Origin of the sequence: Polyangium sp. y55x31 (genome assembly GCF_029946505.1) — a bacterium.
Classification (GTDB): Bacteria; Myxococcota_A; Polyangia; order Polyangiales; family Polyangiaceae; genus Polyangium.
In genome coordinates this window covers 1-12,296 of sequence record NZ_JARZHG010000022.1, presented here as the reverse complement: position 1 = coordinate 12,296, position 12,296 = coordinate 1, and the positions used below count along the sequence as shown (strand labels likewise).

Below are 12,296 nucleotides of genomic sequence, written 5' to 3'. Positions count from 1 at the left end.
CCGCAAATCGCTACGATCTCCCAAGGCGCCGACGATGACGCCGGGCGGAGGCGGATGCGCGCCCTCAATCCTGCCTGACCAAGCTCGCCACGAACCCGGCCGAGCGCACCACCCTTTCGAGCGGGTCGTGATCCACGATCTCGGGCGCGGCCGTCACGCGCTCGGGACGCTTCCCGCGCACGTGCGCCTCGGCGGCCCGTAACACCGCCGCGACGTAGGCCTCGACGCGCGTGAGCTCGTCCGCCTGCGGGGGCGCTTCCTTCACCAGCGTATCGGCCGCCGTGAGCGCCGAGCCGAGCCGCCGCGTGTACGTCACGAGGAGCATTGCGTCCGCCGCGGCTTTCTTGTCACCGAGGGGCTCCGCGAGCAGGCGCTCCAGCGAGACCTCCGCTTCGCCGAGCGCCACGCCGGCCGATCGTCGCGCCGCGGCCACACGTTCGTCCGCGTCCGGCGCTCCCCGATTCGACGCCGACGTCAGCACCACGTGTGCGTAGGAAGAGACGGCGCCGAGCATCGACGCGAGCGCGTCCGGCAGACGTTGTCGTTCGGACGAAGGCAAAAAAATCGTGCCCGCCACGACCGCGATGACGCCGCCGACGGCCACGGCGGCCACGCGCTCCGCCGCGGTCTGCCAATCGCCGAGGTGCCGCTCCGCGAGCAGGACGAACACCGGCGTGAGGAAGACCGTGAAGAGGCCGCGGCTCTGCGGCTGCGTCGCGACGGCGGCCACGAGAAGCGGGACCATGATCGTGGTGAGCACGATCGGCGATCGAACGGTGAGCGTGAGGGCGGCCGCGAGGGCGCAGCCGAGCACCGTCCCCACGACACGCTCGAGCGCGCGCTGGATCGTGGCGCCGATATGGGGTTGCAGGATGACGAGGGTCGTCAGCGTGACCCAGTTGGAATGGCCCGGGAGCACGAAGCCGCCCGCGATGGACGCCACAGCGGCGGCACACGCGGATCGAAGGGCGTGGTGCAAAAGGACGGATTGCGGGCAGAGCGCGTCACGTATCGCGCGGAGGCCCGCGTGGAGCTCCCCGAGGGGCGCGCGCTCGTCCGTGCGTGGAGGCAGCGGCATGTATTCGAGCGCGGGCGCCCCGAACGGCTCGTCGAGGTGCTTCGTGAGCTCGAGCGCGGCGCGCGCCTCCGATGCGAGGTGCGCCGCGAGCGCGCCTGCCCTCGACGCCGCCGCGCCGGCCGCAGGCGCGCGCGGGGTGGGCCGCGCCTTTGGGCTCGCTTGGAGCGCGCGTGCCCCGAGGATGCGGTTGATCTCGGCATAAGCCGCCGTGGTCTCCCCGAGGCATGTGGCAAGCTCGGTGCGCGCCTCGCTCGGGAGGGATTCGACCTCCTGCACGAGCGTGCCGAGCCGCGGGAACTGCGCCTCCGCCGCGCCGAGCAGCAGGCTCGTGTTCCTGCCGAGCCGCGTGTCTCCCTCGCGCCGCGCGCGCATCGCGAGCGCCATGTCCCGCGCGGCTTCGAGCGCGTCGCGGATGCGCCGGTGGTGTTGCCGGAGGAGCGCGCCCCATTGCGGATCGTCCCGGGGGATGGCGAGCATCGCCGCGCCGCCGGCCGCGGCCGCGTAGGCGGCGAGCTCCTCGTACACGCGCGCGAGCGAGCGGCGCACGGGGAGATGCGTCCAGATGGGCCATACCACCGAGGAGACCAGGACCGCGAGCGTCGCGCCCAGGCCGAAATACAGGGCGTCGCGCAGCGGCACCGGCGACGGGCGCCCGCTCGCGATCGCCGCCCCGATGGCCACCATCAACCCGACGAGCGAGGCCGTCGGCCCCGCGGCGCGCACGAGCCCCGCGGCGAACGCGATCCCCGCGAGCACGAGCGTCGAGAGCACGCGCGAGCCCTCGCACGCCTCCGTGAGCCCGACGGCCGCGGCCCCGGCGATCGCGAAGGCGACGAGCGCCTTCGCGCGGGTCGCGCGTGAGCCGCCCGGGTCGGCCAGGGTGCCGAGCCAGCCGCCGAGCGCCGTCCACGTGAGCTCCGGGTGCGCGTACGTCGCTGCGAGGTAAAACGCGGGCAGCACGAGGAGCGCTGCGCGAAACCCGCGCGCGATGTCGGGCACCGCCAGCGTGATCGGACCCGACGAGCCGAGGAGAGCACGAAGCCGCATCGCGTGGGGGCAAAAGACTAGCGCGGGCCGCGCGTCGCTGCGAACGCTGCCGTCTACGATCGGGCCGTCCCGCCGCGAACGGTCACGGATGGGTATACACGACCGTCCCGCCTCGCAGCGAGAGCCCCGCGTGCCACGTCGCGGGCACCTCCGGGGTTGTCCAGCCGAACAGCCACGCGGCGTCCCTCGGCGCGAGGTTCACGCAGCCGTGGCTCCGGGGCGTGCCGAAATCGTCGTGCCAGTAGGCCGCGTGGAGCGCGTATCCCTCGTTGAAGTACTGCACGAACGGCACGTCGCGCAGGTCGAACTCGTCGCCCACCTCGTCGCCGTCCATCGTCACGCTCACGTGTTTCGTGTGGATGCGGAAGACACCCTGGATCGTCGAATGCGTCTTTTTCGGATCGCCGAGCCCGTCCGCGCCCGTGCTCACGAGCGTCACGTAGACCGGCTTCGTCCCCTCGTAGGCCACGAGGCTTTGTTTCAGGATCGAAACATCGATCCATTTTTGCCCCGCGAGCGCCCAGCCCGGCGGGCGTGTCATCGGATCGATCCGCACCACCTGATCCTCGCGCACCCATGACCCGTCACGCGCTTCGAGGTAGGTCGCGCCGCCCGAGCGCATCGATTTGCCCGTGAGCGGCACGGCTTCGCGATGGCCGAGCTTCGTGGCGCCGCCGAGGCCGCCGCTCGCCGAGGTGTATCGCATGGCGTGTCGGCTCTTCACGAAGGCCACCGGCAGGGTCACCTCGTCGAGGGGCAAACCCTGGAACGGGGACGTCCGGATGACCCGCGTGCGATCGATGGGAATCACGGCGAGCTCGGTCGTCAGGCCATAACGACGGTCCTCGTGATCGAACGTCGACAGCAAGGCAAACCCCGACCGACCCTTGGCGCGCCCCACGACGAGCGTGTCGGCTCCGCGGGATACGCCGGCGAGCGGCGGCGCTGCGAGGCCGTAGAGCAGGGCGCCCGGCGTGGGATCGGGCGGCGGGGGCGCGATGAACTGCGGATCGAGCGCCGTTTGCGCGACCTTGCGCAGGTGGCTCGCGAGATCCGGCTCCACGACGCGCAGCTCGGCGTCGGTCGGGAGGCGCGCGTAAAGATGCGGCGATGGGCTCCGCGACATCACGTACGTGTAGGGCAAACCGTCGCGCAAAGGCCGCGTCGCGGCGGCTTCCACCACCGGGTGATGAATGTCGAGCGTGGCGTTCGTCCCGACACACACGTAGCCGCGCGGTTTGATGTGGTACCAGCCGCCTTCGCAATTCGCGCGGCTCTTGGGTTTTTCGTCGCGCGTGACGATCGCGCCGGCCCGCAGGTATCCGATGCGGCGGCTCCGCCAGCGGGGTTCGGCGTAGATCCAGGTTTCTTTTGCGATGCTCGCGAGCTCGAAGACTTCGGCCTCGGGCTTTTTCGGAGGCTCTTTCACCGGCTCGATCGGCTCTTCCGGCTCTTCGGGCACGGCGGGCGCTTCGGGCTCGGTGAGCACGAGATCCGCGGGCGCGGCCGGATCCGGCGGCAGATCCGGCGTATCCACGGTCGCCTCGGTTGGCGCCGCGGGCACGGGCGCGGCCGGCTGCGGGGCAGGGGGCGGCGCGGGGGCGGGCGTCGGCGTGGCGAGGGCGGGCAGCGGCGCGGGTTTCGGCAGAGAATCCGGCGCGGGGGAGGCCAATTCCTGGCCCACGCTCGGCTCGAGCAACGGACAACCCGTCGCGAGGCTCGTGATGGCCACGGTGGCGAGGAACGATGAGGCCCGCATGAACGGCCCGCTAACAGGCCTCTCGCGCGCGGGCCAAGTTCCTGCCGGATGGACAGGCGCGCCGCCGGGGTGGTACCGTCGTGGCATGGCTTATCGAGCGATCCGAGCGTTGGGCATTTCCTATGGTGTAGGCCTCGCGGCGGCCCTCGCGCTCGTCGTCGGATGCGGCGGCGGCAGCGGCGGCGGAGACGGCGACGGCGGCAGCGGCGGCAGCGGCAACGGCGGAAGTGGGAACGGCGGCAGCGGCAACGGCAGCGGTAACGGCGGTTCGGGCGCGGGGAGCACCGGATCCGGGTTCGGGGCCTGTGACAATGCGCCGACCTTCGAGGGCGACGGCACGTATTACGCCGCGAACGGCTCCGGCGCGTGCAGCTTCGACGCCTTGCCCGATTCACCGCTGCTCGTCGGGGCCATGAACGCCGAGGATTACGCGAATTCGGGCGTCTGCGGCGCCTGCGCGCACGTGAAAGGGCCGAACGGCGAGGTCACGGTGCGTATCGTCGATCTTTGCCCCGAGTGCGTGCACGGCGACATCGACCTCTCGCCCGACGCGTTCGCGATGCTCGCGCCGCTCGAAGACGGCCGGATCCCGATCTCCTGGCAATTCGTCCCCTGCGACGCTCCCGGGCCGATCGTCTACCATTTCAAGGAAGGCTCGAACCAGTGGTGGACCGCGGTGCAGATCCGCAACCACCGCAACGCCATTGCCAAGTTCGAGTGGAAGAGCGACGACGGCGCCTGGCACGAGGTCCAGAGGCTCGATTACAACTATTTCGTCGAGGACAGCGGCATGGGCCCGGGGCCGTACACGGTCCGCGTGACCGACGTCTACGGCAGCGTGCTCGAAGACAGCGGGATCCCCTTCGTCGAGGCCGGCGATTCGCCCGGACAGGGGCAGTTCCCCGCCTGCGGGATGTAAAACGACATGCAAAAAGCCGAGCTTCCGCCCTGGTGGGCGCGGACGACCGTCTACCAGATCTACCCTCGCTCGTTCCTCGACACGAACGGCGACGGAATCGGGGACCTGCCGGGGATCGTGCGGAAGCTCGACTATCTCCGGGATCTCGGTGTCGAGACGCTCTGGATCTGTCCGTTTTACGGGAGCCCTCAAGAGGACCTCGGCTACGACATCTCCGATTACGACGCCGTCGCGCCCGAATACGGCACCCGGGACGACGTCCGGCGCCTGCTCGACGAGGCCCACGCGCGCGGGATGCGTGTCGTCGCGGACATGGTCCTGAACCACACGTCGATCGAGCATCCGTGGTTCCGCGAGTCCCGTTCCAGCCGGACGAACCCGAAACGAAACTGGTATCTCTGGCGCCCCGGCAAAAAGCCCGGCGGAAAGGCGCCGCCGAACAACTGGCGCTCGCTCGTCGGGCCACGCGGCTGGCACTGGGACGAACGTACGCAGGAATGGTACTGGGCGAGCTTTTTGCCGTTCCAGCCCGACCTCGATTATCGCAACCCCGAGGTCCAGGAGGCCATGCTGGGCGTCGTCCGGAGGTGGCTCGCATTCGGCTTCGATGGCTTGCGGCTCGATATTTTCCACGCGCTCTTCAAGGACGAGCGCTTCGAGGACAACCCCTTCTCGACGCGCCTCCTCCCGAGCGAGGACGATCCCGACGGGTTCTTGCAATCCTACCGGCGCACGCTCCACCACCCGGAGACCATCGCCTTCGCCCGCACGCTCCGGCGCGTCGTCGACGAATTTCAGGACCCTCCGCGATTCATGGTCGGCGAGGTCTTCGGGCAGCCGAGCGCGCTGCGCCAATATTGCGAGGGCGGCGACGGCCTGCACAGCGTCTTTCTGTTCAAGGCCATGCGCGCGCCGTTCACGGCGACCGGGTTTCGCGAGCTCGTGCGCGAGTTCGAGCGCGAAATGCCGGCGCCGCTCGTGCCCACGTGGGTCTTCGGCAACCACGATCGCTCCCGGCGCGGCGAGCGGCTCGGATACCACCCCGAGCGCGAAAAGCTCAGCGTCGCCGTCCAGCTCACGGCCCGCGGCATTCCGTTCGTCTACTACGGCGAGGAGATCGGCATGCGGGACCTCGATCTGCCGCTCGCCACCGCGAAGGATCCGCTCGCGCGGATGTACCGGTTCCTCCCCGACGTCGTCGCGCGCAAGCTCCACGCGGCCGGCGTTCTTTTGAACCGCGACGCCTGCCGCACGCCGATGCAGTGGTCGGGCGCGCCAAACGCAGGATTCACGGCTCCCGGCGTCAAGCCGTGGCTCCCTTTGCACCCCGCCGCGGAGACCGTCCACGTCGAGGCCCAAGAACGAGATTCCGCCTCGATCCTGCATTGCTACAGGCGCCTGCTCCGGCTCCGCAAAGCCCACCCGGCGCTCCAGGCCGGCGCGCTCGAGCTCCACCCCGAGCAAGCGCTCCCGCCCGAGGTCCTCGCCTATCGCCGGACGTTCGGCGACGACGTCCTCGACGTGCTCCTACATTTCGACGACGCCACGAGGCGCGTGCGGATCCCGGGGGATTGCGGCGTCGCCCTGGCCTCCACGTACCCCGAGCCGCTGCCGATCCGGGAGCGCGAGGTCGTACTCCGTCCTTATGAGGCGCTCGTCCTCGGTCGATAACTCCACAGTCGGCGGAGCGTCCGATTCATGCCCCGGACGCGAAATCTCTACCACATGTTTCGGGGTATGGCTACCATCACCGGCCGCAAGGAGCACTTATGCGAACCTACGGCTTATTTTCTCTCGGCATCCTCTTGGCCCTGGCGTCGACAGCAGCTTGCAGTGACGGCGGTGGCGGCGGCGGTAACGGTGGCAATGGTGGAAATGGCGGCGACGCGGAGGGCGTGACGGGCACCGCGGTGGACCTCTACCGGCCGACCACCGGCGACGTCTCGTTGCCCAGCAAGACCTGGACGAAGATCGAGGCCCTCGTCGATCAAGGCGGGACCTTGCAATCCTACCCGGGCACCATCAACGACCAGGGCAACATCAGCATCCCCGGCGTCCCGACGGGGCCATACCTGCTTGCCCTCGAGGGCCAGCCGTCGGCCCCGTTCCCGAATGCGCCGCCGGTCCGGACGTACGTCGCCACGGACGCGCGCACGCTCGACATCGGATACCTTTACAGCGGCCGGCCCGATCCCGCGCCGATGTCGCAGCCGACATACGTCTCGATCGACGCGACCCTCGGAACGCCCCTGCAGGTGGCCACGTACGACGACATGGGCAACGTCCAGGGGTTCGACGACGAGATCCAGATCTATTCGCAAAACGGCACGATCCTCGCCTTTGCCTACCCCGCGGGGAGCCCCCCGGAGGACAATCCCCCCGCGAATGGAGCCACCCAGCTCTCCACCTGGAAAATCAATGCGCAGGACGCGTTCGTCCGGTTCTTCGACTCAACGACGCTCATCGACGCGAGCCAAGGGGACGAGGTCACGGTCCTGCACGGCGTGACGAAGCAGGTCGGCACGCCGACCGAAGACGGCAATCCCTGGAACGGCTACATATACACTGCCACGGCAGAGAGCATGCAAGCCATGCCGTTCACCATGACGAACGGGGGGACGAGCGTGGCGAAAGGAACCTTCTCGCCGGCCCCGCAAAAGAGCTTCGATCTGGATTACAAGGGCTCGGCCTGGAACGCCCTCCTTCCGAACATCCCGCTCTCCCTCCATGCCGTCTCCATCAGCGTCGACCACGAGCCCAGCGTGCCCGAGCCCGCGATCGGCACATTCGCCACGTTGCTCGGCATGAGCCTGCTCAACGGGACCGCGTATTCGAATCCGGATCCCGCCTGCCACGGCAACCTCTGTGATCCGGCCGCGTGCCCGAGCGGCTGCGACGTGGGGACCATGGTATTCGCCGGCGACCACGCGCAAACCTATTCGTACGGGGACCCGTTCACGGACGGGCAAACGTTCGGCTCGGTGACCATCACGTTCAGCAAGAGCGTCCGATCGCTCCTGCCCGAAACGACCGCGGAGTCACTCCGTGGCAACCTCACCATGTCCGCACCCGTGGAGGAGATCACGGGCAAACCCCTCGCGCCGACCCTCGGCCTGCCGCAGGACATCAAGGTCGCCGGCAAGGACACGCCCTACGATCAGGTGACCACAGGCGTGGGGACGACCCCGACAATCACGTGGACCGCGCCATCCCTCGGCACCCCCACGCGATATCGCGTGACCGTCGTCGATACGACGGACCTCACGGATCAGGACGGCTCCATGTCGACACGCCGCAGCATCGCGCACATGTACGTCAAGAGCCCAAACGTGACGCTTCCCGCGGGGATCCTGCAACCTGGGAAATTCTATTTCATCCAGGTCATGGCAACGATCCGCGACAATGACGATTTCGCCGCCCCGTTCAAGAATGCGCAACGAAGCACGAGCGCCACGATGTTCACGGGCCTCGTGACGCCCTGAAAGCGCAGCGCCGGGCCCCGACCAGGGGTTGTCTACCCCTGGACCCGGACCAGGGGTTGTCCACCCCTGGACCCGGACCAGCGCAAGCGCTGGACTCGGGGTCGATGAACTGCGCGATGCGCAGTTCATCGAACGGGCCAGGTGCCAGCCAAGACCGCCGCGCTGACGGTTCCAGCTCGAAACCGACCTCCATGGTCTTGCCACCGGCCTGCTGGAAAAACTGCGCGGAGCGCAGTTTTTCCACCTGAGGTCCAGCGCTTGCGCTGGTTCGGGTCGAGGGGCGAACAGCCCCCGCGGGGTCCGGGGCGGCGCCCCGGCGCAACGGCTTGCGATCAGGACGGTTTGTCCGCCGGTTTGCCCCCGGACAGCTCTTCCAGCAGCATGTTTACCAGCATGAAGCCGTCGAAGCGGCGTTGACCTTCTTCCTCGTGCGCCTCGGCCCAGGCGATGGCCAGCGTCAGTGGGAAGATCGTGGGCTCGCCGCCGAGCAGGCGGGCGGCTACGCGTGAGAGGGCGAGTGACATCCGGATCGAGACGGGCAGCCTTCGCACCACGGCCTCGCCGAGCTTCGTGCAGTTTTCTGCCGGCGACGTCACGAGATATTCGCGGCAGCCTGAGGGGCGCGAGGTATAGGCTGCGCACGCGCCGTTTTCGAGGAACGGACATGCGATGCCTTGACGGTGCCATGCGATGAGCAGCTTGCGTAGCTCGTTGTCGTTCGACATTTCTGCGAATGCGGCCTCGTCGAGGCCGAAGGATTCGAGTGCTGCTTCGGCGTCGACGACGCGTGTGAGCACCTCTTCCTGCTGTGCTTCGGGCATCGCTGCGACGAGGTCGTGGATCATGAACGCCTCGGGCGGCGAGATGGGCACGAGCTGGTAACAGCAGGAATCACAGCCCTTCTTGCACGAGACGGTCCCGAGGGTCGGCAGGTGTTTCTTGACGCCGAGGGCGACGATCTGGTCGTCGAGCGGCATCACCAGCCGTGAGAGGTCCGAGAGCCGCATCGGCTCGGCGGGGATGGCGAGGTTTGCGCGCAGCGTGCCCTCGGGCGTGCCGAGCTCGAAGGTAAACCTGTTTTTCAAGGGTTCCGGCATGGCGAGGCGAGCAGCCTATCACGGACCGGCAGGACCGCACACGCGCGGCGCGAGGGTGGCGCGCGGCCGCCCTCGCCCGAGCTTTCCGTTCATTCTACTTCTTCGCGCACGCTCCTCTTCTGCGGCTCGGCGATATCGAGGTCCAGGACGGCGACCTGGCCATCCTCGACCTGGACACCTTCGGTCTTCGCGGACGTCACCACGTTCACGGCGTAATGGCCTTCCGGGAGACCTGCGAGCTTGTAGATGCCGTCCTTGTCCGTCACGGGATACCGGATGTCGAGCCCCTGGACGCGGCCGCGGTTTGCCGCGACGAGGACCTGGACGCCTGCGAGCGGCACGCCGCCCGAGGTGATCCGGCCGCGAATTTCGCCCTGGCCCGTCGGGTGCATCGTGATGTCGCGCTCCGTGACGGCCCCTTCCTCCACGCGCACCGAGGTCGACGTGCGTTGATTGCCATGGAGCAGCTCGAGGCGCGTATTGCCCGGCGGGATCGAATCGAACCGGAACTGCCCCTCCTCGTCGGCGATCACGTTGACGAACCCGATGGCGCGCTGCATGAGCGTGAGCCGCGCGCCTGGCAGCGGGGTGCCGTCGCCTTTGCGTGCCACGCCGCTGATGCTCCCGCCGTCCGACATGACGAGCTCGAGGGGCTTGGCGAGCTTGCAATCGGGCATTTCGACGACGACCGTGCTTGGCGCGTGCTCGCCGTCGTAGCCGCGGATGACGACCTTGCCCGAGGGGGCGTGCTCGATGCGAAAACGGCCTTCCTCGTCGCTCTCGGCGCGGCTCGCGGCCTCCATCGAGACCTCGCTCACGCCGCCGGGGAAACGCGCCTCGGCGTCGATGAACACGTCTGCGAGCGGGCGCCCGGAGCCGTCGCGCACCGTCCCTTCGAGTGTGCAGCCGTCGCCGAGCTGCAGCTCGACTTGACGCGTGTCGCTCGGCTTTTCGAGGTAGATGGCGCTCGAGAAGGCCGGGGCGTGGTCGGCTGCGGTCGCGCGGATGACGACAGGCCAGGCCGGCAGCTCGTCGAGCTCGAAGGTGCCGTCGGTCCCCTCGAATCGTTTGGACCAGAGCGGCATGGGCGCGGCGAAGCTATCGGGTGCGGCCGTGAGCACGTCGATCACGAAGCGTTGCATTGGCGCGCGATCGGCGTCGACCACGCGGCCTCGGACCATGCCGCTTTTCGTAAGCACGAGGCTCACGTTCTCGCCGGTCTGCGCGGGCACGAACGAGGGCCCGTATCCGCTCTTGTTCGCGACGATCTGGTAGCTGCCGTCGGCGAGGCGCATCTCGAAGTGGCCTTCGGCGTCGGTTTCGAGCGAGGCGACGGTCGTCGGGAGGTTGCCTGCAATGGCGAAGCTCGTCGCCGAGATCTGCACGCCTGCGAGGGGTTTTCCGTCGATCGAGAGCACGCGGCCGGTGATGGCCTTTGCCTCGTCCTCGCCGGGCTCCTCGTCGCCCGAGCGGAACAGGCCGCGATTGACGTATTTCGCGCGGGCGTCGGAAGTGGAGGCGTCTTGTGCGTCGGCGGCGAGGCTCTGCGACGCAGCGGGCCAGAGAAGGAAAGCGCCGAGGGCGAGGACCGGCACGGTCCCGAGCGTGGCCCATCCGGCAGGGGAGCGAAAGAAAGGCTTTTTCTGGTTCGTGGGCAGGTGCATCGTGAACCTCGACATCGCCTGTCGGGCAAAAGGATGATTTCGGTGGCCGGAGAGAAACGGGCGCCGCCGTGGTGAGCGGCGGCGCCCGTGGTTCGCCGTTTCAGGCCGGAATGCCGGCCCTACCGCGGTTGCGCGATCAGCTCTCCCAGGCCTCGATCGTGTTGACGTACGGGTAACCCGCGTACTTCACGATACCGGCGAACCCGTCGTAGTGCTCGCCGACGTGCATGTACTCGATCTGCAGCGAGAGGCCCCAGTCATTGAAGCCGCGGCAGTACACATCGCTCGCGACCGTGGTCGGGAAGTTGATGTAGCTGTTGCCGAGGCAGCTCAGGTAGCCCTTCGTCTTGCGCTCGAGCAGGTCGCACTCCTCGCTGATGAGGTAGCCCTGGTTGTACCACTCGGACACGTAGAGGCACGCCTTCCCCGCGTCCTTGTAAAGATAGGGATAGATCGTCCCTGCGAAGTCGTCGTTGACGTAGACCTCGAACGCGGCTCCCTCCGTGAGGGCCATGGCGGCGCTGGAGGGCACGATCATCGCGGCGGCGAACGCAAACGAAAGCAGCTTCTTCATGGTGTGTTTCTTTCCCCCGTATCGAAGCAGATGTGTGTCGTTAGTTATTGCTACTTGGCTCGCCTTCGAGGAGCTGCGTGATGCACCTCCACGGGGCGCTCCGATCCGAAGCGAACTGCGTCATTCAGGAGCGCCTCTCGTCGGCAGCTCCTATGCATTAATTGTTACCAAGCGACCTCGGACAAGCAAGCCGCACTGGAGATATTTGTTACCACCTCTCCATTCGACGCGGCATTCGGGGCCACGCGCGTGGACGTACCCGTGAATGCGGCGGCGCGCGCAACCGGACGGCCGACGATCTCGAGCGCCGCCGGAGCGGAGACGATCTCGATCGGCAAGAGGACGGGTCCGAGCACGCAAAGGATGATGCGGTGGAGGCGCCCCGCGTTGCGCGGGAACCCGGCTGCGCGCGGGCACGCCGAAAGAATCGCGTTTCTCGCGGGGTTTGCCCGGCCGCACGCCGTCCTCGATGGAGGCTTTCGCATGCCGCGGGCGAATGATGTCGGTGTATTCGATGCGCAGAATCGCGCAAATCGGGAATGGCAGCGAATGGAGCGCCGCCGTCGTCGTCGGAGAGGCTAGAGCGCCGAACAGTTCGGCGCTCTGCGAGATCGCGAAGCGAGCTCGCCTCGGGGGGTGAATCGGCCGGGCTTTGCCCGGACGAGAGGGGGACGCG

8 protein-coding genes are annotated in these 12,296 nt (G+C 68.2%); 3 read left to right on the top strand and 5 right to left on the bottom strand.

What is annotated here, in order from left to right; all coding sequences use genetic code 11:
• Positions 1-64: 64 nt before the first annotated feature.
• Both QHF84_RS30835 and QHF84_RS30830 read right to left on the bottom strand, forming a co-directional pair.
• Entirely contained in the window at positions 65-2,125 is a 2,061-nt protein-coding gene (locus QHF84_RS30835) for an FUSC family protein (protein WP_281317051.1), read from the bottom strand.
• Between the two features lie 82 nt (positions 2,126-2,207).
• Positions 2,208-3,884, bottom strand: coding sequence for a L,D-transpeptidase (locus QHF84_RS30830; RefSeq protein ID WP_281317050.1), 1,677 nt, complete (start codon positions 3,882-3,884; stop codon positions 2,208-2,210).
• A gap of 85 nt (positions 3,885-3,969) precedes the next feature.
• On the opposite strand from QHF84_RS30830, the gene QHF84_RS30825 reads away from it, so the two are divergent.
• The 3 genes from QHF84_RS30825 to QHF84_RS30815 all read left to right on the top strand — a co-directional run bounded on the left by QHF84_RS30825 (position 3,970) and on the right by QHF84_RS30815 (position 8,285).
• Entirely contained in the window at positions 3,970-4,803 is an 834-nt protein-coding gene (locus tag QHF84_RS30825; protein ID WP_281317049.1) for an expansin EXLX1 family cellulose-binding protein, read from the top strand.
• A gap of 6 nt (positions 4,804-4,809) precedes the next feature.
• On the top strand, positions 4,810-6,474 hold the full coding sequence (locus tag QHF84_RS30820; protein ID WP_281317048.1) for an alpha-amylase family glycosyl hydrolase: 1,665 nt from the start codon (positions 4,810-4,812) through the stop codon (positions 6,472-6,474).
• A 98-nt stretch (positions 6,475-6,572) separates the two neighbouring features.
• Positions 6,573-8,285, top strand: coding sequence for a hypothetical protein (locus QHF84_RS30815; protein WP_281317047.1), 1,713 nt, complete (start codon positions 6,573-6,575; stop codon positions 8,283-8,285).
• Between the two features lie 332 nt (positions 8,286-8,617).
• Here QHF84_RS30815 and QHF84_RS30810 read toward each other — a convergent pair whose 3' ends face one another.
• The 3 genes from QHF84_RS30810 to QHF84_RS30800 all read right to left on the bottom strand — a co-directional run bounded on the left by QHF84_RS30810 (position 8,618) and on the right by QHF84_RS30800 (position 11,620).
• Positions 8,618-9,382: a YkgJ family cysteine cluster protein gene (locus tag QHF84_RS30810; protein ID WP_281317046.1), complete on the bottom strand. Its 765-nt coding sequence runs from the start codon at positions 9,380-9,382 to the stop codon at positions 8,618-8,620.
• Between the two features lie 89 nt (positions 9,383-9,471).
• Positions 9,472-11,046, bottom strand: a complete 1,575-nt coding sequence (locus tag QHF84_RS30805; protein WP_281317045.1) for a carboxypeptidase-like regulatory domain-containing protein — start codon at positions 11,044-11,046, stop codon at positions 9,472-9,474.
• Between the two features lie 136 nt (positions 11,047-11,182).
• Positions 11,183-11,620, bottom strand: coding sequence for a hypothetical protein (locus QHF84_RS30800; protein ID WP_281317044.1), 438 nt, complete (start codon positions 11,618-11,620; stop codon positions 11,183-11,185).
• Positions 11,621-12,296: the final 676 nt, after the last annotated feature.